Raw genomic sequence first — 22,721 nt, 5'->3', positions numbered from 1 at the left:
CCCGCATCACCCGATCCAGCGAACAGCAGTCCGGCGAAGAGGAGCGACACACGTGAGCGAGAGCAGTGCGGAGGCCGTCGAGGCCGTCGCCGCCGTAGCCTCCGCCACGGCGGCGGGCGGCAACTGGCGCAGGGCGACCGGGATCGCGGGCGCCGCGATAGGCGTGATCGCGGCGGGCGCGGCGGCCGGTGTCGCCATCGAGCGGCTGACGGTCGGCCGCGGGATGCGCCAGAAGGCCAAGCTCGCGCTCGACTCGACGGGACCGTACGGCGGCCTGCGCGGCAAGCCCGGCAGGGCGTACGCCGAGGACGGCACCGAGCTGTACTACGAGGTCGACGACGTCGACCCCGAGGCCGTGCCGTCGATCGGTCCGCGCCGGCGCCGGCTGTTCGGCCGCAAGGCGCTCGCTCCCGTCACCGTCGTCTTCAGCCACGGCTACTGCCTCAGCCAGGACTCCTGGCACTTCCAGCGGGCCGCCCTGCGCGGTGTCGTCCGTGCCGTGTACTGGGACCAGCGCAGCCACGGCCGGTCCGGGCGGGGCGTGCGGCAGCACCAGGACGGCGTCGCGGTCACCATCGACGAGCTGGGCCGCGATCTGAAGGCCGTGCTCGACGCGGCCGTGCCCGAGGGCCCGATCGTGCTGGTCGGACACTCCATGGGCGGGATGACGGTGATGGCCCTGGCCGACCAGTTCCCCGACCTGATCCGCGACCGGGTGGTCGCCGTCGGGCTCATCGGTACGTCGTCCGGGCGGCTCGGCGAGGTCAACTTCGGACTGCCGGTGGCCGGGGTCAACGCGGTGCGGCGGATCCTGCCGGGCGTGCTGAAGGCGCTCGGGACCCAGGCCGCGCTGGTGGAGAAGGGGCGGCGGGTCACCGCCGACCTGTTCGCAGGGATCATCAAGCGGTACTCGTTCGCGACGAAGGACATCGACCCGGCGGTCGAGCGGTTCGCCGAGCGGATGATCGAGTCCACGCCGATCGACGTGGTCGCCGAGTTCTACCCGGCGTTCACCGACCACGACAAGACCGCCGCGCTCGCCCATTTCAAGGATCTGCCGGTGCTGGTCCTTGCCGGGGTCAAGGACCTCGTCACGCCCAGCGAGCACAGCGAGGCCATCGCCGACCTGCTGCCGGACGCCGAGCTGGTGCTCGTCCCGGACGCCGGGCATCTGGTCATGCTGGAGCACCCGGAAGTGGTCACGGACCGGCTCGCGGACCTGCTGACCCGTGCGGGCGCCGTACCGGCAGGAGCTACCGTGGGTGGCTATGGAAGCACCAGCGGCACCGCACAGCCGGGCTGAGACCGAACTGACCGTCACCTCCCCCGACCAGATGCGGGACTTGGGCCGCCGCCTCGCGAAACTGCTGCGCGCCGGTGACCTCGTGATGCTCAACGGCGAGCTCGGCGCGGGCAAGACGACGCTCACCCGGGGGCTCGGCGAGGGACTGGGGGTGCGGGGCGCGGTCACCTCGCCGACGTTCGTGATCGCGCGCGTGCACCCCTCGCTGGGTGAGGGGCCGCCGCTCGTCCACGTCGACGCGTACCGCCTGGGCGGCGGGCTGGACGAGATGGAGGACCTCGACCTCGACGTCTCGCTGTCCGACTCGGTGATCGTCGTGGAGTGGGGCGAGGGCAAGGTCGAGGAGCTGACCGACGACCGGCTGAACGTCGTCATCCACCGGGCCGTCGGCGACACCACGGACGAGGTGCGGCACGTGACGGTGACGGGGCTGGGGGAGCGGTGGGCCGCCGCCGACCTCAGCGTGCTTGGTCGGTTTTGATGAAGGTTCCGACAACGCGTCGGCAAGATATTGCGTTCGATGTCTCGTACGTGGTCACATGGTACTCAATCCGTAGTTAGGTCTGCCTAACCACGTCCGCCCCCGAGCCAAGGAGGCGTCCATGTCGGTCACGGAACGGGACGAGGTGCCCGCGCACCGAGCGTCCGGTGTGTCCATGCGGGATCTGCTGGCGTCGTGCGCCGCCGCGCGGGCCGTCTCCACTCCGCCGCGCCTGCCGGACCCCGAGGTGTCTCAGCCGCCGGCCGAGCATCGCGAAGCGGCCTGACTCCTCAAGGGATCCGACCGCTCAGCGGATCACCACGACCGGCTCGCCGATCGTCGCGAACTGCCACATCGCGTCGCCGTCCGCGCGGGACTCGCGGATGCCGCCCGTGCGCACGTACGCGCCGGGGGTCGGGGACGGCGCGTTCTCCACGGCCGCGCTGAAGCCGATGGCCACGCCGTCCGCCGAGGCGAAGCGCACCACGTGTTCGATGGGGGTGCCGTCCGTTCCGGTGATGGCGTTCGAACGGGACGTGACCGCGTAGCTGCCCGGCGACGGGTCGACAGTGCCCGGGGTGACCTTGAAGGTGCGCCGGACCTTGTCGCGCGCGCCGACCAGCCAGACCCGGTCGTCGTCGATCGAGTACACGACGCGCTCGCCCTTGCCGGAGCCGGAGGGCAGGGCCACGGGGTTCCTCTTGTCGCGGGGCGCCTTCGAGGCGGTCGCCGAGGGCTCGCCGGTCCTGTGCGGTGCCGAAAGGTCGCCCGGGGCGCTCGCGGACGCCTGGTAGGCGAGGAAACCGACCGACGCGAGCGCCGCCGTGGTGAGTCCCAACACGAACCCGGAGCTGCCGCCTGCCACCGTCGCCCACCTCAGCCATCACGTCGTCCGTCGCGGTTCCCGGCGACCGTAGCAGTGAACGTCCGCAGGTCCGGGCCGCCGTGCCCGAGTCGTCGCCGGTCCGTTCGGGCGCCCGGCGCCGCACACGCTCACAGTCCTTTCGGGCACACCCGCCGTGTGAACGAGGGCGTGGTGGCGGGACGTCCGACAGGGGGCCCGGGGAGCCGTAGGCTGTTTGTGTGCTCTTGCTCGCTCTGGATACCGCCACCCCCGCCGTCACCGTCGCGCTGCACGACGGCACGGACGTCATCGCCTCGTCGAGCCAGGTGGACGCGCGTCGGCACGGGGAGCTGCTGCTGCCGGCCGTCGACCGCGTGCTCGCCGACGCCGGGCTGAGGCTCGACGCCGTCACCGGGATCGTCGTAGGGATCGGGCCCGGTCCGTACACGGGTCTGCGCGTCGGGCTGATGACCGCCGACACGTTCGGGCTCGCGCTCGGCGTCCCCGTGCACGGACTGTGCACGTTGGACGGTCTCGCGTACGCCGCCGATGTCGAGGAGGGGCCCTTCGTGGTCGCGACCGACGCCCGGCGCAAAGAGGTCTACTGGGCGACCTACGCCGACTCGCGCACCCGGCTGACCGACCCCGCCGTCGACCGGCCCGCCGACATCGCCGAGCGGGTGGCCGGGATGCCGGCCGTCGGGGCGGGCGCGCTGCTGTACCCGGACACCTTCCCGCAGGCGCACGAGCCGGAGCACGTGTCGGCCGCCGCGCTCGCGGCGCTGGCCGCCGAGAGACTGGCGGCCGGTGAGGAACTGCCCCCGCCCCGGCCGCTGTACCTGCGCCGGCCCGATGCCCAGGTCCCCAAGAACTACAAGGTGGTCACCCCCAAGTGACCACACCCGCTACCCCGCGACTGCGCGAGATGCGCTGGTGGGACATCGACTCCGTGCTGGAGCTGGAGAAGGAACTCTTCCCCGAGGACACCTGGTCCCGGGGCATGTTCTGGTCCGAACTGGCCCACGCGCGCGGCGCCGAGGCGACCCGCCGCTATGTCGTCGCCGAGGACGGCGCCGGCCGGCTCATCGGGTACGGGGGCCTCGCCGCCTCCGGTGACCTCGGTGACGTCCAGACCATCGCGGTCGCCCGCGACCACTGGGGCACCGGCCTCGGTGCGCTGATCCTCACCGAACTGCTGCGCGCGGCCACGGCCTTCGAGTGCGCCGAGGTGATGCTGGAGTGCCGGATCGACAACATCCGCGCCCAGAAGCTCTACGAGCGCTTCGGCTTCGAGGCCATCGGATTCCGCCGCGGCTACTACCAGCCCGGCAACGTGGACGCGCTGGTGATGCGTCTGACCGACCCCACGACTTCAGTGCGAGGAACCGAGATCAATGGCTGACACCCGGGACGAGCCGCTCGTCCTCGGCATCGAGACCTCCTGCGACGAGACCGGCGTCGGCATCGTGCGCGGCACGACCCTGCTCGCCGACGCCGTCGCCTCCAGCGTCGACGAGCACGCCCGCTTCGGCGGTGTCGTCCCCGAGGTCGCCTCGCGGGCGCACCTGGAGGCGATGGTGCCGACGATCGAGCGCGCGCTGAAGGACGCGGGGGTGAGCGCGAAGGACCTGGACGGCATCTCGGTCACCGCGGGTCCCGGCCTCGCCGGCGCCCTCCTGGTCGGCGTCACCGCCGCCAAGGCGTACGCCTACGCGCTCGGCAAGCCTCTCTACGGCGTCAACCACCTGGCCTCCCACATCTGCGTGGACCAGCTGGAGCACGGCCCGCTGCCCGAGCCGACGATGGCCCTGCTGGTCTCCGGCGGTCATTCGTCGTTGTTGCTCTCGACCGACATCACCTCGGATGTACGGCCCCTGGGCGCGACCATCGACGACGCGGCGGGCGAGGCCTTCGACAAGATCGCCCGCGTGCTCGACCTCGGCTTCCCCGGCGGCCCGGTCATCGACCGGTACGCGAAGGAGGGCGACCCGAAGGCGATCGCGTTCCCGCGCGGACTCACCGGTCCGCGCGATCCCGCCTACGACTTCTCCTTCTCCGGACTCAAGACCTCCGTGGCCCGCTGGATCGAGGCCAAGCGGGCGGCCGGCGAGGACGTGCCGGTGCGGGACGTGTCGGCCTCCTTCCAGGAGGCGGTCGTCGACGTGCTGACCCGCAAGGCCGTACGGGCCTGCAAGGACGAGGGCGTCGACCACCTGATGATCGGCGGTGGCGTGGCCGCCAACTCGCGGCTGCGGGCGCTGGCCCAGGAGCGCTGCGAGGCGGCCGGCATCCGACTCCGGGTGCCGCGGCCCAAGTTGTGCACGGACAACGGCGCGATGGTCGCCGCGCTGGGCGCCGAGATGGTCGCGCGGGGCCGGGCCGCCTCCGACTGGGACCTGTCGGCGGACTCCTCGCTGCCGGTGACCGAGCCGCATGTGCCGGGCCACCACCATCACGACCACGTGCACGAGGTCAGCAAGGACAACCTGTACTCGTGACCGTCGCGTTGATGTGGGAGGCGAAGGCCGTCGAGGGCCGGGGCGCCGAACTGCTCGCCTGGGCAAGGGCGTGGGAGCTGCCGCTGACCCCCCTGCGCCGGGAGTTCTTCCGCGGCCCGCAGGACCGCGTCCTCGTCATCACCTGGTGGGACGCGGCCCACGACGCCGAGCTGCCCGAACTCCCCGAGCCTGACGGTGAGTTGCTCACACGGCCGGTCCATCGGTGGCGGTTCGAGTCGCTCGGGGCGGACTGACCGGCGAGTACGACAGCTTCCACGGCTCGTCCCGGTTGTGCCCGCGCCACAGCACCCGTCCGTGCCGGCGCTCCCAACGGGCGGCCACCACCGCCTTGGTGAGCCAGTCCAGACCCATCGCCAGGGGGATGACCACCGCTACCCCGAGGAACGAGGTGAGCACGGCCGCGAGCACGAACAGAACGACCATCCGCACGGAGTAGGCGCGGTCGCGCGGTACCACGTCCGCCCCCGGCCGCGGCCCCGCGGCCTCGAACTCCCGCACCTCACCGACCCACTTGAGCCGGCTCGACCTGAGCAGCACGGACACGACGAGGAAGGCGACCGCCAGCGCGGCCGTCACCGCCACACCGCGGCCGTGCAGTGATGCGTCGTCCCGTATGCCGACCGACACCGCCACCCCGACAGCGATGCCGGTCAGCATCGCCAGCGCGGCCAGCAGTTCCTGATGCACATACCTGCCCATCACGTTCCCCCGTTCCCCGTTCCCCGTTTCCGGGATCGCGTCAACCGTAGTTCCAGGGTGCCCGGTCGGACCAGCGTTGTACCGGCGCGGCGGCGGGTCGCTCAGGGTCTGGGCCAGGTGCTGAGGATCTGCGCATCGGTCATCGCGGGCTGCCGCATCGCCGTCGCCGGTTCCAGGCCGAAGCCCCTCAGCAGGACGTCGACATAGCGGCGCCAGGCGTCCGGCGCGACATCGTGGGTGCGGTCGGCGACGGCGCCGATCATGTAGAGGTAGGCGTACACATCAGTGCTGGCGAAGCCCTCGCGGACCGCGCCCGCCGCCACGGCCCGTTCCACCAGGGCGTCCACCCGGCGGCCCAGCTCCTCGCGCATCCCGGCGGCCGGCGCCACCTCCAGGTCCGCGTGGGCGAGGACCACGTCCAGCGCCGGGTCCCCGGCCCGCCGGCGCGCCGCCTCGACGAGGTAGTGGCGCAGGGCCTCCCCGGGTTCCGCGTGCTCGGCAGCGGTCTCCGCGAGTTGGAGGAACGTGGTGAACCGTTCGGCGAACAGGGCGTTCATCAGGGACGCGAGGTCCGGGAAGCGGCGGTACACCGTGCCGACCCCGACGCCGGCCTCATGCGCGATCTCGTTGAGTGTGGCGACCGAGCCCCGCTCCGCGAACAGGCGCTCGGCCGTGTCCATGATCAGCCGCCGGTTCCGTTCCGCGTCCGCGCGCAGCGGGCGTTGCCTGTCCTCGCTCACACCAAGGCATTCTCCACGACCGCCGGTCGGCGCAGGTTCCTGGCCAGCAGCAGTACGCCCGTCACGACGCTCCACAGCAGCCACGAGTAGACCCCGCCGCGCTCGAACGCGCCCGCGGTGCTCGTCGAGATCCCCACGCCCAGCTCACTCACCAGCCCGAGGACACCGACCGTCACGCTGAACACGCGGTACGGCTTCGGCAGGTCGAGGCTCTTCAGCCGCCCCGCCATGATCACCAGCGTGTTCGCGCACACGATGCCGATCAGCGCGCCCACGAGGTGCAGGGCCAGCACGTACGACGCCCCGTCCGGCGAACCGTGGAAGATCCCGACCATCACGAACCCCACGCCGTGCGCGACCGCGAGCACCGACACGATCCGACGCGTCCTGCCCTCCAGCGCGCGGGCCAGCAGCAGCACGCCGATCGCGAACAGGACGCCCTGGGCCATGAACGACGTGTTCATCACGTCGTGCGACGGCGAGCAGATGGTGCGGCCCTGGAACTCCACACCGCAGTCGGGTACGCCCAGGTCGCTTATGTAGTTGTACGCGTAGCGGTAGGAGGGGCTCTTCCACGCGCCGGCGGTGACGGCCTCCGAGATCACCCACTGGAGGGCGTTCACCACCAGGACGACGGCTCCCAGCGACAGCCAGGTTCTTTTCTGTGTCATGGGATCCACGGTACCAGTAAGTGGATGAATCTATCCGCTTACGGGATTCAGGTGCGGGGGCGTTCGCGATTCGTCACCCTGAGTGCATGAGCGGTGGCATCGAGGTAGGTGGGGAACCCGAGGCGTCGGACAGCATGAGGACGTTCGGGGCGTTCGTGCAGGGGCTGCGGGAGCATGCGGGGATGAGCAGGGAGGAGTTGGGGGAGCGGGTTCATCTGTCCAAGCACTCCATCGCGTCCATCGAGCTGGGACGGCGGCTCGCGGACGAGCAGTTCGTGGAGATGGCGGAACCGGCGCTGGGCAACACGGGGGCGCTCCGCAAGGCGTTCGGGAGGGTGGGGCGGCAACCGGGGTTTGCGGCGTGGTTCCGGAGGTGGGCCGCGCTGGAACAGGAGGCGGTGAGTCTGGCGACCTATGAATGCCGGTTGGTTCCGGGGCTGTTGCAGTCCGAGCCGTACGCGAGGGCGGTGTTCGGGAACAGCGTCCCGCCGTTGTCGGACGAGCAGGTGGACGCGCGGGTGGCGGCTCGCATGGAGCGTCAGCACATGCTGCGGGAGCGCCCCAACACCTCGTTCAGTTTCGTCATGGACGAGAACATCGTGCGGCGGCACTTGGGCGGTGTCGAGGTCGTTCGAAAGCAGTTGGACCACCTGCTCGGGTGCGCTCAACTCCGCAATGTGGCGATCCAGGTCATGCCGACGGCGAGCGAGGTGCACGCGGGCCTCGGCGGTCCGCTCGCCCTGCTGGAGACCCCGGATGGCAGGCATCTCGCCTATGCGGAGGGGCAGCTGACCGGCCAGTTGATCTCTGACCCGAAAGACGCGGCCATGCTGCACCGTCGCTATGCGACACTCCGCTCGCAGGCTCTCAGCCCTCTGGACTCCGTGAGCCTGCTGGAGCGCATCAGAGGAGAGCTATGAGCGACACCACCGATCTGGCCTGGTTCAAGTCCAGTTACAGCAGCGATCAGGGCGACAACTGCATAGAGGTCGCCCTCACCCTCGCCACCATCCACATCCGCGACACCAAAGACCGCACCCGCCCTCACCTCACCGTCGGCCCCGCCGCCTGGTCCGCCTTCGTCGCGCAGCGCAGTACGCGGGAAGCATCCAACTCCCTCAGCTGACCCTTGAGTTGAATGCGCGCCGTGTGCCGGGTGTCCGCGCTGGACGCCCCGAGTCGTAGTTCCAGCGCACCCGGTTCCACCACCCGCACCCCCCGTCGATCCGTGAACGCCGACAGGTCCGCGTGGAACCGGAACGTCACCCGGCGAGACTCACCCGGCTCCAACTCCACGCGCTGGTAACCGATCAGCCGGACATCGGGACGGGTCACCGAGGCGACGGGGTCGTGCAGGTACAGCTGGACGACCTCCGCCCCCGCCCGCTCCCCGGCGTTCCGGACGGTCAGCGCGAGGTCGTACGTCCCGTCCGTCCCGATCTCCCGCTGCGGCCCGCCCGTGAAGTCCTCCCAGGCGAACGTCGTGTAGGACCGCCCCTCGCCGAAGGCGTACAGCGGGGTCGGGTCGAGGTTGCTGACCTCGCCGGCCAGGCCGAGTGGCGGCTGGAGGTAGGTCCAGGGCTGACCGCCCGGAACCCGCGGGACACTCACCGGCAGCCGCCCGGACGGGTTGACGCGGCCCGACAGTACTCCCGTGACCGCCGGGCCGCCCTCCTCCCCCGGGAAGAACGCCTGCACCACGGCGGCCAGTCGACCGTGCCAGCGGCCGAGGGCATAGGGGCGGCCGGTGAGCAGGACCAGGACCACCGGGACCCCCGTGGCGACCAGCGCGTCCAGCAAGTCACCCTGGATACCCGGGAGTTGCAGGTCCGCCACATCGCAGCCCTCACCAGACGTGCCCCGCCCGAACAGGCCCGCCCGGTCGCCCAGTACAGCCACGCACACGTCCGCCTCCGACGTACGGGCCACCGCCTCCGTGAGCCCCGAGTCGTCCGGGTCGGACACCCCGCAGCCCTCGGCGAACGTCACCTTGGCATCCGGGAGTTCGGCCCGCAGCGCCTCCAGGACGGTCGGGATCTCGATGCCCATCGACACCTCGGGGTGGTGGGTCAGCACATGGGAGGGGAAGGAGTAACAGCCCAGCATGGCGAGGGAGTCGGCGGCGCGGGGGCCGACCACCGCGATCCGGGTGTCGGGGGAGAGGGGCAGGACGCCGTCCGGGTTGTCCAGCAGCACCACCGACTCCTCGGCGAGGCGCCGGGCGATCGCACGGTTGGCGGTCGAGTCCAGGTCGATCGTCTGCGTCGGCTCCGGGCTCCAGTCCTCGTCCAGCAGCCCCAACTCGCACTTCTGCAGCAGGACTCGGCGAGCCGCGCGGTCGATCAGCGCCTCGGGAACCTCGCCGGCCCGGACGGCTTCGAGCAGCGGCTCCCCGTAGCACTTCAGCGTCGGCAGCTCCACGTCGATCCCGGCGGCCAGCGCCGCGTGCGCCGCCTCGGCCGGGGTGCCCGCCACCCGGTGCAGGGTCTGCAGGAAGCCGATGCCGAAGTAGTCGGCGACCACGGTTCCGGTGAACTCCCAGTCCTCGCGCAGGAGGTGCGTGAGCAGCCCCGGGTCGGCCGAGGCCGGGACGCCGTCCGTGTCGGTGTACGCGGCCATCACCGAGCGCGCGCCGCCCTCGCGCAGGGCCAGTTCGAAGGGCGGCAGGGTGATGTCCGCGAACTCGCGGACGCCCGCGCGCACGGGGGCGAGATTGCGGGCGCCCGCCGAGGAGGCGTACCCGGCGAAGTGCTTGAGCGTGGCGATGATCCCGGCCGACTCCAGCCCCCGGACGTAGGCCGCGCCGACGGTCCCGACCAGGTACGGGTCCTCGCCGATGGTCTCCTCGACCCGGCCCCAGCGCGGGTCGCGGACGACGTCCAGGACGGGGGCGAGGCCCTGGTGGACACCGGCCGCGCGCAGGTCGTGGCCGATGGCGCGGGCCATGTCCTCGACCAGGGGTGGGTCGAAGGTGGCGCCCCAGGCCAGGGGGACGGGGTAGGCGGTGGCGCCCCAGGCGGTGAAACCGGCCAGACACTCCTCGTGGGCGATCGCCGGGATGCCGAAACGGCCCGCCGCCGCGATCCGGCGCTGGGCGCGGGCCAGTGCCTGCGCGCCGAGGGCCGGGTCGACGGGGGCGGTGCCGAAGGAGCGGGTGAGCTGGCCCAGGCCGTGGGTGATCAGCTCGTCCCAGTCGTAGGCGGCGGTCATCTCGCTCTGCAGGGGCGCGACTCCGTCGCCGTCCGTGGCGGCGCCCACCCAGACCCCGTACAGCTGAGCGGTCTTCTCCTCAAGGGTCATCCGGGAGAGGAGGTCGTCGACGCGGGCGGCGGCGGGCAGGGCGGGGTCACGCCAGGGGGCGGTGGTCATGAAACTCCTGCGTCGCGAATGTTTCGGGAAGTATCTCGAATGTTCCGGGAACCTAGGGCGGTGCGTGGGGTTCGTCAAGAGGTCGCGCAGGGATACGATCGCCGCCATGACACCCCCGGAGCCCGTGGAAACCCGGACGGCTACGCCGACGACAGGCCGGTCCTCGCAGACCGCGACCCTCGCGGAGATCGCCCGTGAGGCCGGCGTGTCCGCGCCGACTGTTTCGAAGGTCCTCAACGGCCGTGCGGACGTGGCCCCGGCCACCCGCAGCCGCGTCGAGGACCTGCTGCGCGCGCACGGCTACCGGCGCCGCCGTGCCGAGGCCAGCCGCTCGCCCCTGATCGACCTGGTCTTCCACGAACTGGAGAGCGCCTGGGCGATGGAGGTCATCCGGGGCGTGGAGAACGTGGCCCGGGAGGCCGGTCTGAGCGTGGTGCTCAGTGAGAGCGCGGGGCGGCTGACGCCCGGGCGGACCTGGGCCGACCAGGTCGCCGCCCGCCGGCCGCACGGCGTGATCCTCGTACTGTCCGGTCTCGACGAGTCCCAGCGCGCCCTGCTGACCAGCCGCTCCATCCCGTTCGTGGTGATGGACCCGGCCGGTGACCCCGGGGTCGACGTGCCCTCGATCGGCGCCACCAACTGGCAGGGCGGCCTGGCCGCCACCCGGCATCTGATCGATCTCGGTCACACCCGCATCGGCGCGATCACCGGGCCGACCCGCATGATGTGCAGCCGCGCGCGGGTGGACGGCTACCGGGCCGCGCTGGAGACCGCCGGGCTGCCGGTCGACCCGGCGCTGATCGCGACCGGCGACTTCCACCACGAGGCCGGCTACCGGCACGGTCTGGAGCTGCTGCGCCGCCCGGACCGCCCGACCGCCGTCTTCGCCCTCAACGACCTCCAGGCGCTCGGACTCTACGAAGCCGCCCGGGAGTTGGGGCTGCGCATCCCGCAGGACCTGAGCGTGATCGGCTTCGACGATCTGCCGATCGCCCGCTGGATCGGGCCGCCGCTGACGACCGTACGGCAGCCGCTGATGGAGATGGCCGAGGCGGCGGGCAAGCTGGTCCTCGACCTGGGGCGCGAGGACCAACCGCCGATGGCCACGCGGGTGGAGCTGGCGACGAGCCTGGTGGTGCGCAGCAGCACGGGGGCGCCGCCGGTGGCCGGAAGGTGACGTATTGACGGGTGGTGCGGGCGCGCCCACGCTCCTCCGAAGCCAATCGGTTGTTCAGCCGAAACTTTCGGAGGCGCCCGCATGAGATCTCTGAGAAGAGGCTTACTGCTGCGCGATCTTGCCGCGGCGAAGGGGAAGGTGATCGGTACCGCGGTCACCGGCTCCAAGCTCAGCGGGTCGTACGGCTCCATCGCGGGGGCACAGTTCAACTCGCTCACGGCGGAGGCCGACCAGATCGTCGCCTTCGCGCAGGCCCACAGCCAGCAGGTGCGCGGCCACACCCTGGACGGTCTGAGAAGGTGAGATTTTCCGAAGAAAACCGTCCTGGGACGCTTCCCCTAACAGTCTCCTAATAATTCGGACTTACGTTCCTTCCGTGACGGGAGACGAGAGCGGCGACGAGGGCAGACGAACGGGCCGGCGGTCGCGTGTGCTGAAGGCCGTCGGCCTGACCCTCGCGGGCGTGCTGGTGCTGACCGTGGCGGCTGCCGGCTGGGCCTACTGGCATCTCAACAACAACATCAAGAGCGTCGACATCAACAGCGCGCTCGGCGACGACCGCCCGGCCCCGGGGGTCACCACCCCCTCCGCCTCGGCGAGCGCGTCGGCGTCCCCGTTGCCCACGGGTGCCGTGAACATCCTGGTCCTGGGCTCGGACTCGCGCAGCGGCAAGCAGAACCAGGCGCTCGGCGGGGGCGACAGCTCGGGCGCGCGCTCGGACACGGCGATGGTCGTGCACATCGACGCGGGGCGGACCAGCGCCACGGTGGTCAGCATCCCGCGCGACACCCTGGTCAGGCGCCCGTCCTGCCCCCTCTCCTCCGGGGGTTCGACGTCGGTGGCGTACAACTCGATGTTCAACAGCGCCTATTCGGTCGGCGGCCCGGTGTGCGCGGTCAAGACGGTCGAGTCGATCACGAACGTCCGCATGGACCACTACATAGAGATCGACTTCGCGGGCTTCGCGAAGCTGGTCAACGCGCTCGGCGGTGTCACCGTCACCACGGACGAGGACATCGACGACGACGACAGCCACCTGCACCTGAAGGCGGGCACCCACCACCTCAACGGCACGCAGGCGCTGGCCCTTGCGAGGACGCGCCACGGCATAGGCGACGGCAGCGACCTGGGCCGAATAGGCCTCCAACAGAAGCTGGTGAAGGCCCTGTTGACCCAGATCTCGTCCACGAACCTCCTCACGAACCCCGCCAAGCTCTACGAGGTCGCCGACGCGGTCACCGACAGCCTCACCACCGACACGGGCCTGAACTCGCTGAGCGAACTGATGCGGCTCGGGCAGAGCCTGAAGTCGTTGTCGGCGAGCGATCTCAAGACGGTGATGATGCCGGTGGTGCCGGCACCGTCGGACTCGAACCGGGTGGTGGCGAAGGAGCCCGCGGCCAGTGAGCTGTGGGAGTCGTTGCGCTGAGACTCCTGGACGGGAGAAGGGCCCGGCCTGCGGAAACGTACGCCGGGAAAAAATCCTCGAAGAATTCCGGCGGCCGTGTCGATCCGGCCGGATCCCGATCGACGCAGGGGTGAGAGGCCGGGAAGGACCCGGCCCCGCATCGAATGAGGAGGGCACCATGCCCCGCTACCTGTCGCTCGTGCAGATCGACGAGAAGAGCGCTCCCGCCGAGGGTCCCAGCCCCGAGCTGATGCAGCGCATGGGCGAGCTGATCGAGGAGGTCACCAAGGCCGGCGTGATGCTCGACACCGCCGGTCTCACCCCGTCCGCGCAGGGCACGAAGGTGCACTGGGAGAACGGCGAGATCAGCGTCACCGACGGACCCTTCACCGAGTCCAAGGAGGTCGTCGGCGGCTACGCGATCATGCAGTGCAAGGACCGCGCCGAGGCCCTGGAGTGGACCAAGCGGTTCCTGAAGGTGCACGAGGAGTTCTGGACGGTGACCTGCGAGGTGCGGGAGATCGCCGAAGGCTAGATCACCCGCTGAGCGTCCTTGCTTGGCCAGGTGCCGGTCCGGGTGTCGAATGGGGGGTTGTGAGCCCACAGCCCCCCGGCCGACAGGAACCCGTCGACCCCCGTCCCGCCATCGACACCGTCTTCCGCATCGAATCCCCGCGCATCATCGCCGGCGTCGCCCGCATCGTCCGTGACGTCGGGATCGCCGAGGAGCTCGCCCAGGACGCGCTGGTCGCCGCCCTGGAGCAGTGGCCGCGGGACGGAGTGCCGGACAACCCGGGTGCCTGGCTCATGGCCGCCGCCCGCCACCGCGCCGTCGACCTGATCCGGCGCCGGGAGAACTACGCCCGCAAGCTCCAGGAGATCGGCCGCGACCTGGAGACCACCGCCCCGCCCGAGGAGCCGGCCGACCCGGAGGACATCGACGACGACCTGCTCAGGCTCGTCTTCACCGCCTGCCACCCCGTCCTGTCCGCCGAGGCCCGCATCGCCCTCACCCTGCGCCTGCTCGGCGGCCTCACCACCGCCGAGATCGCCCGCGCCTTCCTCACCCCCGAACCGACGGTCGCCCAGCGCATCGTCCGCGCCAAACGCACCCTCGCCACGAAGAACGTCGACTTCGAAGTGCCCTACGGCCCCGAGCGCGCGGCCCGGCTGGGCTCCGTGCTCGACGTCATCTACCTGATCTTCAACGAGGGGTACGCGGCCACCGCCGGCGACGACTGGCTGCGCCCGGCGCTGTGCGAGGACGCGCTGCGGCTTGCCCGCGTGCTGTCCGGGCTGATGCCGAAGGAACCCGAAGTGCACGCGCTGACCTCGCTGTTGGAGTTCCAGGCGTCCCGGACCGCCGCCCGCACCGGCCCGGGCGGCGAGCCCGTCCTGCTCCGGGACCAGAACCGGCGCCGCTGGAACCGCATGCTGATCGCCCGCGGCATCACCGCCCTGGGCCGCGCCGACGCCACCTCCACCGGCGCCCCCGGCCCCTACGCCCTCCAGGCCGCCATCGCCGCCTGCCACGCGCACGCGTACACCTACGAGGAGACCGACTGGCGCACGATCGCCACGCTGTACGACCTGTTGGCCGCCCGCGCGCCCTCACCCGTCGTCGAACTCAACCGCGCGGTCGCCGTGTCGATGGCTCGGGGGCCGGCCGAGGGGCTGGTCATCGTCGACGCCCTCGCCGCCGAACCCGCCCTGAAGGACTACCACTTGCTGCCCAGCGTCCGTGGCGACCTGCTGGAACGGCTGGGGCGGACGGCGGAGGCCCACGAGGAGTTCGTACGGGCGGCGGGGCTCGCGCGCAACGAGCGGGAGCGGGAGATGCTGCTGGACCGGGCCGGGAAGTGCCGTCCTTGACCTGGAACCACCCGAGTGTTTACTCGTAACTCTGTTCCCATCCCGCCTCGTTGGACACTACAGTGATCCGGCCGCTGAGCATCGGCTGTGTGGTCGCCTGGGGGACAGACGCCGACCCGGCCGTGCGCGGCACCAATCGACTGAATTCCGACTGGATGACGTGATCCGCGTCAGGTCATCCGCTCCGTGGGGGAGACGACAACTTGAGACCGTTCACGCGCCGCCATGTCGCGGCGCTCGCCACCGCCGCGGCACTCGCCGCCGTCGGGACCCTGGCCACCGCTCCCGGAGCCGTCGCCGACGACGCCGGGCCCTGGCCGGGCACCGAGGGCAGGATCCTGACCGACGGGCCCTGGCTGGTCGACCCGGCCACCGGCGCGGCCACCGCCGTCCCGGGCGCGGGCTCGGGGGAGTACGCGGCCTGGGCGCCCGACGGCAGCCGCTTCGCCGTCATCAACGGGCAGACGATCACCAGCGTCCGCACCGGCGGCACCACGAAGATCACCCTGCCCCGGGCCGAGGGCATGCGCTCCAGCGCCACCTACACCGACCTGACCTTCGGGTGGGGCGGCCGTTACGTGGCCTTCGCCACCGGCGGCCAGCTCGCCTACGGTCCCTCCGACGGCTCCTACGCCCCGGCCCCGCTGCTGTCCAACTCCCTTGAGCCGTCCACGGTCTGCGACACCGAGCCGACCGTGAACACCGCCGGCCTGGTCGCCTTCGAGCGCCGCACCGGCAACTGCTCCAGCGCTCCGGGCGTGTACGTCTACACGGCGTCCACGAACACGGTCAAGCGCGTCCTCACCGACGCCACCCAGCCCGCCTGGTCGCCGGACGGCACCAAGCTGGCCTTCGTCCGCGACGGGCAGGTCTTCACGGCGAAGGCCGACGGCACCGGCGTCAAGCAGCTCACCACCGACGCCCGTTCCTACGCCAACCCGTCCTGGTCGCCCACCGGCACCCGGATCGTCTTCGACGTGCACGCCTCGGCGAACGGCGTCGACACGCACACCACCGAGTACGCCTCCGTGGCCGACGGCGCCCTCACCGTGGTCCCGGGTGGCGCGCACGGCAGCAACCCCAGCTGGCAGCCGCTGCGCAAGAACACCACCGCCCGGGTCTGGGGCAGCGACAGCTACGCCACCGCGATCGCCGCCTCCCGCTGGAGCTGGAACACCGTCGGCACCAGCACGCCGGGCCTGCTGAACGCCAAGACCGCGGTCCTGATCAACCGGGACAGCACGGCGTACTCGCTCACCGCGCCCGCCCTGGCCGGCAAGAAGCGGGGCCCGGTCCTGATGACCCCGAAGACGGGTCTGTCCACGGCGGTGAAGAACGAGCTGAAGCGCACCCTGAAGAAGGGCGCGTCCGTCTGGCTGCTCGGCGGCACCTCGACCCTCGCCACCAACGTCTCCACCCAGGTCAAGGCGCTCGGCTACGTGCCCAAGCGGCTGTCCGGCGTGGACCGTTACGACACCTCGGTCAAGGTCTCCAAGGCGATCACCACCGCCCCGAAGTACGTGTTCCTGGCCAGCGGCAACGACTACAAGGCGGCCCTCCCGGCGGCCTCCGCGGCCGGTTCCGACGGCACCGCGAGCACGGCGACCTTCGTCCTCAGCAACGGCAAGAAGCTGACGGCGGCCGTGAAGTCGTACCTCAACAGCGTGAACCCCGACAAGACCATGGTCATCCCGGTCGGCTCGGACGCGAAGTACGCGCTGACGCACACCTCGTTCTCCAGGTGGCCGTCGACGTACTACTACTACCCGGTCACGTCGGGCACGAGCGAGGGTCTCTCGGTGGCCCTCGCCAAGTTCTGGTGGACCGTGCCCAGCCAGGTGGCGTTCGCCTACACCGGCGCCTGGCGGGACGGTGTCTCGGCGGGCGCGGCGATGAACATCTACGCGCCGCTCGTGTGGACCTCACGGCCCGACCTGTCCGCCGACCCCAAGAGCTACCTGCTCCGTGAGTCCGCGGGCACGCAGCTGGCGGTCGCCTTCGGACCCACCTCCTCGGTCACGTCGGGCACGCTGAACACGGCGGGCGCCGCGATGAGCGCGAACAGCAGCCAGTTCACGTACGTGCCGTACTACAACGGGGTCGAGCCCGCGGGTGCGCGTTCCCTGCGCGCGGAGACCTCCGCTCCCGCCGCCGCCCCGGCCAAGTCCGGCCCGGTGACGGCCGATCCGCACCTGGGTCCGCTCAGGACGGCCAACCACCAGTAGGACGGCGGTAGTCAGGCCCTACGCGGGGGCGCCGACCAACATGGTCGGCGCCCCCGCCACGCGTGTCAGGAAGACCGTCGCCGAGTTGGGCCCCTGCGGCTTGACCTTCTTCCGCAACTCCTCCGGCTCCACCGCCGACCCCCGCTTCTTCACGGTCAGGATCCCGACCTCCCGCTCCCGCAACAGCGCCTTCAACTTCTTCAGACTGAAGGGGAGTTGGTCGCTGATCTCGTAGGCGGTGGCGTACGGGGTCGGGCGCAGTTCGTCCGCGGTGACGTAGGCGATGGTGGGGTCGATCAGCCCACCGTCCAGTTCCTCGGCCACCTCGGCGACCAGGTGGGCGCGGATGACGGCGCCGTCGGGCTCGTACAAGTAGCGCCCCACGGGCCGGACTTGGGGATCCGGCAGGCCCCTGCCGAGCAGCGTGCGCGGGCCCGGCAGCAGGGTCGCGCGCACCGCGCCCGGCTCGGTCCCGAACCACAGCACCGCTTCCTTCACGTCCCCGCCGTCCGAGATCCACTCGGCCTCGGCCGCGCCGGGCACCGCCTCGTGCGGGATGCCGGGGGCGACCTTCAGCGCGGCACGGGGCGCCTTGAGCGCGGCCTCGATCGCCCAGGACAGGGGTGGCGAGTAGGCCTCCGGGTCGAAGATCCGGCCGCGTCCGCCGCGCCGGGCGGGGTCCACGAACACGGCGTCCCAGCCCGCCGTGTCCACCTCGGTGACGTCCGCCTCCCGCACCTCGATCAGCTCGGCGAGACCCAGCGCCGCCGCGTTCTCGCGCGCCACGGCCGCCGTCAGCGGATCCCGGTCCACGGCCAGCACCCGGATCCCGGCCCGCGCCAGCGCGATCGCGTCCCCACCGATCCCGCAGCACAGGTCGGCCAGCGAGGTCACCCCCTGCGCCTTCAGCCGCTCGGCCCGGTACGTCGCCACGCTCGCCCGCGTCGACTGCTCGACCCCGTTGGGCGTGAAGAACATCCGCCCCGCGTCCTCGGCGCCGAACTTCGCCGCCGCCCGCTGCCGCAGCCGGGCCTGCCCGAGCGCCGCCGACACCAGCTCGGCGGGGTGCTCGCGGCGCAGCCGGGTGGCGACGGCGAGCTCGTCGGCCGGGGCCGTGTCACGCACCTCGTCGAGGAGGGCGCGGCCTTGCGGGGTGAGGAGGAGGGCGAGGTCGTTCACCGGATCATTGTGGGCCAGTCGGTGGATGGTGCGTGGCCGGCCGCGGTGTCGGGCCGGGAGCAGGGGCCTGGCCTGCGAGGATCCGGCACCATGCGAGCAGTCGTACAAAATGACAAAAATGGGTCGTTCTTGGGTCGTCGGATCCGTGGCGGAATCGCCGCGCTCGCCGTCGCCGCCCTCGCCGCCGGCTGTGCGCAGGACGGCGGGCGGGACGCGGCGGACGGGCACGGGCACGGAGTGCGGCCGGCGCCGGGTCAGCAGGTGCTCAAGGCGGCCCCGGCCCGCGCCCTCGACGCCTACGCCACGAGACTGCGTGCCGCCCATGCCGCCCGGGTCGCCGCCGCGAAGCGCTGGGGGCTGCGGACGGTCCCGCTGACCGCGCCCGCCGCCCCCGCGCACAAGCCGGAGATCACCGCCCGCAAGGGCTTCGAGGTGGACGACCAGGAGGAACTGAACCTCCCGCCGGTCTTCACCACGATCCCCACCAAGGAGAAGGTCGTCTTCCTCACCATCGACGACGGCGCCGAGAAGGACCCGGCGTTCCTGCGGATGATGAGCGACCTGAAGATCCCGTACACCGCGTTCCTCAGCGACTACCTGATCAAGGACGACTACCCGTACTTCAAGAAGATGCAGGACCGGGGTGTCGTCCTGAACAACCACACCCTCCACCACCCCTACCTGCCGGCCCTGTCCTACCGCCGTCAGAAGCACGAGATCTGCGGCATGCAGGACGTGATCGAGAAGCAGTTCGGCAAGCGCCCCACCCTCTTCCGGCCGCCCTTCGGCAACTACAACCAGGACACCCTGCGCGCCGCCAAGGACTGCGGCATCAAGTACGCGCCGATCTGGGACGAGGAGGTCTTCGTCGACCACTGGGAGTACCGCGAGTGGGACCGGGACCTGCACCCCGGCGACATCGTGCTCAGCCACTTCCGCGGTCGCGAGGACTGGAAGGGCACCATGCCCGACATGGTCCGCCGCTTCCTCGACAAGGTCACGGCCCAGGGCTACGCGGTGGCCCGGCTGGAGGACTACCTGTGAAAGCGCGGGGCCGGGGCCTGCTGGCCGGTGTCCTGGCGGCCGCGCTGCTCGCCGGCTGCGCCCAGTCCGTCGACCCCATCGAACGGCTGGGCAGGAAGGCGGCCCAGCGGGTACGCCCGCACGGGCCGGCCGGCGCCGCGCAGCCGCCGTACCGCCGCTGGGGCCTGACCGCCCCGCTCGCCCCGGCCCCGCGGGCCGTCCGCCTCCCCGCCGCCCGCTCGGCGGGCCCGGGGCTGCCGCCGGTCCTCTCCCGGGTGCCGACCCGCGACCAGGTGGTCTTCCTCACGTACGACGACGGCGCCGAGCAGGACCCGCGGTTCGTCGACATGGTCCGTGAACTCCGGCTGCCCGTCAGCATGTTCCTCACCGACAGCGTGGTGGGACCGGGGTACGGCCACTTCGCGCGCCTCCAGTCGGTCGGCGCCACCATCCAGAACCACACCCTCGACCACGCCGCCCTGCGCGGCCTGCCCTACCTCGGCCAGCGCGCCGAGATCTGCGGCCAGCAGGACAAACTCCGCGCCCGCTTCGGTCTGCGCCCCCGCCTCTTCCGCCCGCCCTACGGCACGTACGACACGACGACACTGCGGGCGGCGGGGGACTGCGGGGTGTCGGCGGTGGTGCTGTGGCGGGTGACTGCGACGGACGACGGCACGCTGACGTACGACGGAGGGGTGCGGCGGCTGCGGCCGGGCGACATCGTGTCGATCCCCTCGGACGAGACAGCGGGCCTGACCCTGCGGCAGCGGACGGTACGGGTGCTGCGGGAGGCGGAGAAGGCCGGGCTTACGGTGGGACGGCTGGAGGACTACCTGTAGGCCGCAGGGGGCTGCGCGTACGTCGACACGTGACCGGCATCTCGTGGCTAATTGGCACTCCGCTTGACCGAGTGCTAACTGCGGTCATAGTCTCGGTTCTGGCACTCGCCACTGGGGAGTGCCAATAGCGACGGGCAGGTCCGGCACCCGCGACGACGGATCCACCTGGTCGCCACCTCAGACAGTTAACCCCGTGAGATCTCCGAAGGGGGAGGTCGGATCGTGACGACCGCCAGCTCCAAGGTTGCCATCAAGCCGCTCGAGGACCGCATTGTGGTCCAGCCGCTCGACGCCGAGCAGACCACGGCCTCTGGCCTGGTCATCCCGGACACCGCGAAGGAGAAGCCCCAGGAGGGCGTCGTCCTCGCCGTTGGCCCGGGCCGCTTCGAGAACGGCGAGCGCCTGCCGCTCGACGTCAAGACCGGCGACATCGTGCTGTACAGCAAGTACGGCGGCACCGAAGTGAAGTACAGCGGCGAGGAGTACCTCGTCCTCTCGGCTCGCGACGTTCTCGCGATCATCGAGAAGTAATTCACCTCGAAGCCTTTTTCGCTTCAATGCTGCGCCCCTGGCCCCCCGCGACGACTACTGAGCCGGGCGCCGGGGGCGCAGCTTTTTTCCACCCCTGAACTCCCGAGAGGGCTTACGCTCCCATGGCGAAGATCCTGAAGTTCGACGAGGACGCCCGTCGCGCCCTCGAGCGCGGCGTCAACAAGCTTGCCGACACGGTCAAGGTGACGATCGGCCCCAAGGGCCGCAACGTCGTCATCGACAAGAAGTTCGGCGCTCCCACCATCACCAACGACGGTGTCACCATCGCCCGCGAGGTCGAGCTCGACGACCCGTACGAGAACCTCGGCGCCCAGCTGGTGAAGGAGGTGGCGACCAAGACCAACGACATCGCGGGTGACGGTACGACCACCGCCACCGTGCTGGCCCAGGCGCTCGTCCGTGAGGGCCTGCGCAACGTCGCCGCCGGCGCCTCCCCGGCCGCCCTGAAGAAGGGCATCGACGCGGCCGTCGCCGCCGTCTCCGAGGAGCTGCTCGCCACCGCGCGCCCGATCGACGACAAGGCCGACATCGCGGCCGTCGCCGGTCTGTCCGCGCAGGACAGCCAGGTCGGCGAGCTCATCGCCGAGGCGATGGACAAGGTCGGCAAGGACGGTGTCATCACCGTCGAGGAGTCCAACACCTTCGGTCTGGAGCTGGACTTCACCGAGGGCATGGCCTTCGACAAGGGCTACCTGTCGCCGTACTTCGTGACGGACCAGGAGCGCATGGAGGCCGTCCTCGACGAGCCCTACATCCTCATCACGCAGGGCAAGATCTCCGCGATCGCCGACCTGCTGCCCCTGCTGGAGAAGGTCATCCAGGCCAACTCCTCCAAGCCGCTGCTGATCATCGCCGAGGACGTCGAGGGCGAGGCCCTGTCGACCCTGGTGGTCAACAAGATCCGCGGCACCTTCAACGCGGTCGCGGTCAAGGCCCCCGGCTTCGGCGACCGCCGCAAGGCGATGCTGGAGGACCTGGCGATCCTCACCGGCGCCACGGTCGTCTCCGAGGAGGTCGGCCTCAAGCTCGACCAGGTCGGCCTGGACGTGCTCGGCTCCGCCCGCCGCGTCACCGTCACCAAGGACGACACCACAGTCGTCGACGGTGCCGGCGACTCCGGCGCGGTCACCGGCCGCGTCGCCCAGATCAAGGCCGAGATCGAGAACACGGACTCCGACTGGGACCGCGAGAAGCTCCAGGAGCGCCTCGCGAAGCTGGCCGGCGGCGTGTGCGTGATCAAGGTCGGCGCCGCCACCGAGGTGGAGCTCAAGGAGAAGAAGCACCGTCTGGAGGACGCCATCTCCGCGACCCGCGCCGCGGTCGAGGAGGGCATCGTCTCCGGTGGTGGCTCCGCGCTCGTCCACGCCGCGAAGGTGCTGGAGGGCGGCCTGGGCAAGACCGGCGACGAGGCCACCGGTGTCGCCGTCGTGCGCCGCGCGGTCGTCGAGCCGCTGCGCTGGATCGCGGAGAACGCGGGCCTCGAGGGCTACGTCATCACCGCGAAGGTCGCCGAGCTGGACAAGGGCCAGGGCTTCAACGCCGCCACCGGCGAGTACGGCGACCTGGTCAAGGCCGGCGTCATCGACCCGGTCAAGGTCACCCGCTCCGCCCTGGAGAACGCGGCCTCCATCGCCTCCCTCCTGCTGACGACCGAGACCCTGGTCGTCGAGAAGAAGGAAGAGGAAGAGCCGGCCGCGGCCGGTGGCCACGGCCACTCCCACTGACGCAGGTCGGTGAATCGTCGAAGGCCCGGCACCCCTCGGGGGGCGCCGGGCCTTCGCGCTGCCGGGGCACGCCCCGCGAAGTGGTGCGGGGGATCC

At 71.2% G+C, this 22,721-nt stretch carries 24 protein-coding genes and 1 pseudogene; 19 read left to right on the top strand and 6 right to left on the bottom strand.

All coding sequences use genetic code 11. The annotated features are described in order from the left end of the window. Positions 1–52 precede the first annotated feature (52 nt). From ACIQI8_RS22365 to ACIQI8_RS22355, 3 genes are all read left to right on the top strand, one after another. On the top strand, positions 53–1,303 hold the full coding sequence (locus ACIQI8_RS22365; RefSeq protein WP_402353250.1) for an alpha/beta fold hydrolase: 1,251 nt from the start codon (positions 53–55) through the stop codon (positions 1,301–1,303). After that, entirely contained in the window at positions 1,269–1,784 is a 516-nt protein-coding gene (gene tsaE / locus ACIQI8_RS22360; protein WP_402353247.1) for a tRNA (adenosine(37)-N6)-threonylcarbamoyltransferase complex ATPase subunit type 1 TsaE, read from the top strand. The genes ACIQI8_RS22365 and tsaE overlap by 35 nt, the downstream gene beginning before the upstream one ends. A 121-nt stretch (positions 1,785–1,905) precedes the next feature. Continuing rightward, positions 1,906–2,070, top strand: coding sequence for a hypothetical protein (locus tag ACIQI8_RS22355; protein WP_402353244.1), 165 nt, complete (start codon positions 1,906–1,908; stop codon positions 2,068–2,070). 21 nt (positions 2,071–2,091) lie between these two features. On the opposite strand, the gene ACIQI8_RS22350 is transcribed toward ACIQI8_RS22355, so the two are convergent. Next, entirely contained in the window at positions 2,092–2,649 is a 558-nt protein-coding gene (locus ACIQI8_RS22350; protein WP_402353241.1) for a hypothetical protein, read from the bottom strand. A 218-nt stretch (positions 2,650–2,867) separates the two neighbouring features. On the opposite strand from ACIQI8_RS22350, the gene tsaB reads away from it, so the two are divergent. The 4 genes from tsaB to ACIQI8_RS22330 are packed head-to-tail and all read left to right on the top strand — an operon-like array spanning position 2,868 to position 5,380. Next, on the top strand, positions 2,868–3,524 hold the full coding sequence (tsaB, locus tag ACIQI8_RS22345) for a tRNA (adenosine(37)-N6)-threonylcarbamoyltransferase complex dimerization subunit type 1 TsaB (protein WP_402353238.1): 657 nt from the start codon (positions 2,868–2,870) through the stop codon (positions 3,522–3,524). Next, complete coding sequence (gene rimI / locus ACIQI8_RS22340) at positions 3,521–4,030, top strand: ribosomal protein S18-alanine N-acetyltransferase (RefSeq protein ID WP_402353235.1); 510 nt, start codon at positions 3,521–3,523, stop codon at positions 4,028–4,030. The genes tsaB and rimI overlap by 4 nt, the downstream gene beginning before the upstream one ends. Beyond that, on the top strand, positions 4,023–5,126 hold the full coding sequence (tsaD, locus tag ACIQI8_RS22335) for a tRNA (adenosine(37)-N6)-threonylcarbamoyltransferase complex transferase subunit TsaD (protein ID WP_402353232.1): 1,104 nt from the start codon (positions 4,023–4,025) through the stop codon (positions 5,124–5,126). The genes rimI and tsaD overlap by 8 nt, the downstream gene beginning before the upstream one ends. Next, positions 5,123–5,380, top strand: coding sequence for a hypothetical protein (locus tag ACIQI8_RS22330; protein ID WP_402353229.1), 258 nt, complete (start codon positions 5,123–5,125; stop codon positions 5,378–5,380). Before tsaD ends, ACIQI8_RS22330 begins: the two co-directional genes overlap by 4 nt. Here ACIQI8_RS22330 and ACIQI8_RS22325 read toward each other — a convergent pair. The 3 genes from ACIQI8_RS22325 to ACIQI8_RS22315 form a co-directional block, all read right to left on the bottom strand. Further along, positions 5,331–5,846 carry a hypothetical protein gene (locus tag ACIQI8_RS22325; RefSeq protein ID WP_402353226.1) on the bottom strand — a complete coding sequence of 172 codons (516 nt, stop codon included), beginning with the start codon at positions 5,844–5,846 and terminating at the stop codon, positions 5,331–5,333. The genes ACIQI8_RS22330 and ACIQI8_RS22325 overlap by 50 nt on opposite strands. Before the next feature lie 101 nt (positions 5,847–5,947). Then, the gene (locus tag ACIQI8_RS22320; protein WP_402353223.1) at positions 5,948–6,586 is read right to left on the bottom strand and encodes a TetR/AcrR family transcriptional regulator; all 639 of its coding nucleotides are present in this window, start codon (positions 6,584–6,586) and stop codon (positions 5,948–5,950) included. Continuing rightward, positions 6,583–7,257: a DUF998 domain-containing protein gene (locus ACIQI8_RS22315; protein ID WP_402353220.1), complete on the bottom strand. Its 675-nt coding sequence runs from the start codon at positions 7,255–7,257 to the stop codon at positions 6,583–6,585. The genes ACIQI8_RS22320 and ACIQI8_RS22315 overlap by 4 nt, the downstream gene beginning before the upstream one ends. A gap of 86 nt (positions 7,258–7,343) precedes the next feature. On the opposite strand from ACIQI8_RS22315, the gene ACIQI8_RS22310 reads away from it, so the two are divergent. Both ACIQI8_RS22310 and ACIQI8_RS22305 read left to right on the top strand, forming a co-directional pair. Then, positions 7,344–8,177 carry a Scr1 family TA system antitoxin-like transcriptional regulator gene (locus tag ACIQI8_RS22310; protein ID WP_402353218.1) on the top strand — a complete coding sequence of 278 codons (834 nt, stop codon included), beginning with the start codon at positions 7,344–7,346 and terminating at the stop codon, positions 8,175–8,177. Then, complete coding sequence (locus ACIQI8_RS22305; protein ID WP_402353215.1) at positions 8,174–8,383, top strand: DUF397 domain-containing protein; 210 nt, start codon at positions 8,174–8,176, stop codon at positions 8,381–8,383. Before ACIQI8_RS22310 ends, ACIQI8_RS22305 begins: the two co-directional genes overlap by 4 nt. Here ACIQI8_RS22305 and ACIQI8_RS22300 read toward each other — a convergent pair. Continuing rightward, entirely contained in the window at positions 8,302–10,626 is a 2,325-nt protein-coding gene (locus ACIQI8_RS22300) for a glycoside hydrolase family 3 N-terminal domain-containing protein (protein WP_402353212.1), read from the bottom strand. The genes ACIQI8_RS22305 and ACIQI8_RS22300 overlap by 82 nt on opposite strands. Before the next feature lie 106 nt (positions 10,627–10,732). Between ACIQI8_RS22300 and ACIQI8_RS22295 the strand changes: the two genes are divergently transcribed. The 6 genes and pseudogenes from ACIQI8_RS22295 to ACIQI8_RS22270 all read left to right on the top strand — a co-directional run bounded on the left by ACIQI8_RS22295 (position 10,733) and on the right by ACIQI8_RS22270 (position 17,308). Beyond that, positions 10,733–11,803 carry a LacI family DNA-binding transcriptional regulator gene (locus ACIQI8_RS22295; protein WP_402353209.1) on the top strand — a complete coding sequence of 357 codons (1,071 nt, stop codon included), beginning with the start codon at positions 10,733–10,735 and terminating at the stop codon, positions 11,801–11,803. A gap of 81 nt (positions 11,804–11,884) precedes the next feature. Then, a pseudogene (locus ACIQI8_RS22290) lies at positions 11,885–12,088 on the top strand (hypothetical protein); the annotation flags it as partial. A 91-nt stretch (positions 12,089–12,179) separates the two neighbouring features. Continuing rightward, positions 12,180–13,232: an LCP family protein gene (locus ACIQI8_RS22285; protein ID WP_402353206.1), complete on the top strand. Its 1,053-nt coding sequence runs from the start codon at positions 12,180–12,182 to the stop codon at positions 13,230–13,232. A 157-nt stretch (positions 13,233–13,389) separates the two neighbouring features. Then, positions 13,390–13,746, top strand: a complete 357-nt coding sequence (locus ACIQI8_RS22280) for a YciI family protein (RefSeq protein WP_402353203.1) — start codon at positions 13,390–13,392, stop codon at positions 13,744–13,746. A 59-nt stretch (positions 13,747–13,805) separates the two neighbouring features. Beyond that, positions 13,806–15,083, top strand: a complete 1,278-nt coding sequence (locus ACIQI8_RS22275) for an RNA polymerase sigma factor (RefSeq protein WP_402353200.1) — start codon at positions 13,806–13,808, stop codon at positions 15,081–15,083. Positions 15,084–15,286: 203 nt separating this feature from the next. Beyond that, positions 15,287–17,308 (top strand): cell wall-binding repeat-containing protein, encoded by a 2,022-nt coding sequence (locus ACIQI8_RS22270; RefSeq protein ID WP_402353197.1) that lies wholly within the window; start codon positions 15,287–15,289, stop codon positions 17,306–17,308. Between the two features lie 18 nt (positions 17,309–17,326). Here the strand turns inward: ACIQI8_RS22270 and ACIQI8_RS22265 are convergent, their stop codons facing one another. Beyond that, the gene (locus ACIQI8_RS22265) at positions 17,327–18,487 is read right to left on the bottom strand and encodes a methyltransferase domain-containing protein (protein ID WP_402353194.1); all 1,161 of its coding nucleotides are present in this window, start codon (positions 18,485–18,487) and stop codon (positions 17,327–17,329) included. A gap of 90 nt (positions 18,488–18,577) precedes the next feature. Between ACIQI8_RS22265 and ACIQI8_RS22260 the strand changes: the two genes are divergently transcribed. From ACIQI8_RS22260 to groL, 4 genes are all read left to right on the top strand, one after another. Further along, positions 18,578–19,531, top strand: coding sequence for a polysaccharide deacetylase family protein (locus ACIQI8_RS22260; RefSeq protein WP_402353191.1), 954 nt, complete (start codon positions 18,578–18,580; stop codon positions 19,529–19,531). Beyond that, positions 19,528–20,349 (top strand): polysaccharide deacetylase family protein, encoded by an 822-nt coding sequence (locus ACIQI8_RS22255; RefSeq protein WP_402353188.1) that lies wholly within the window; start codon positions 19,528–19,530, stop codon positions 20,347–20,349. Before ACIQI8_RS22260 ends, ACIQI8_RS22255 begins: the two co-directional genes overlap by 4 nt. Positions 20,350–20,571: 222 nt before the next feature. Beyond that, positions 20,572–20,880 carry a co-chaperone GroES gene (gene groES, locus ACIQI8_RS22250; protein WP_008747517.1) on the top strand — a complete coding sequence of 103 codons (309 nt, stop codon included), beginning with the start codon at positions 20,572–20,574 and terminating at the stop codon, positions 20,878–20,880. 122 nt (positions 20,881–21,002) lie between these two features. Beyond that, positions 21,003–22,625 carry a chaperonin GroEL gene (groL, locus tag ACIQI8_RS22245; protein ID WP_402353185.1) on the top strand — a complete coding sequence of 541 codons (1,623 nt, stop codon included), beginning with the start codon at positions 21,003–21,005 and terminating at the stop codon, positions 22,623–22,625. The last annotated feature ends 96 nt before the right edge of the window (positions 22,626–22,721 follow it).

The sequence above is a fragment of the Streptomyces sp. NPDC092369 genome, from assembly GCF_044755245.1.
Lineage (GTDB): Bacteria > Actinomycetota > Actinomycetes > Streptomycetales > Streptomycetaceae > Streptomyces.
The sequence above is the reverse complement of the archived record's forward strand: the minus strand, read 5'-3'. Positions and strand labels throughout refer to the sequence as shown.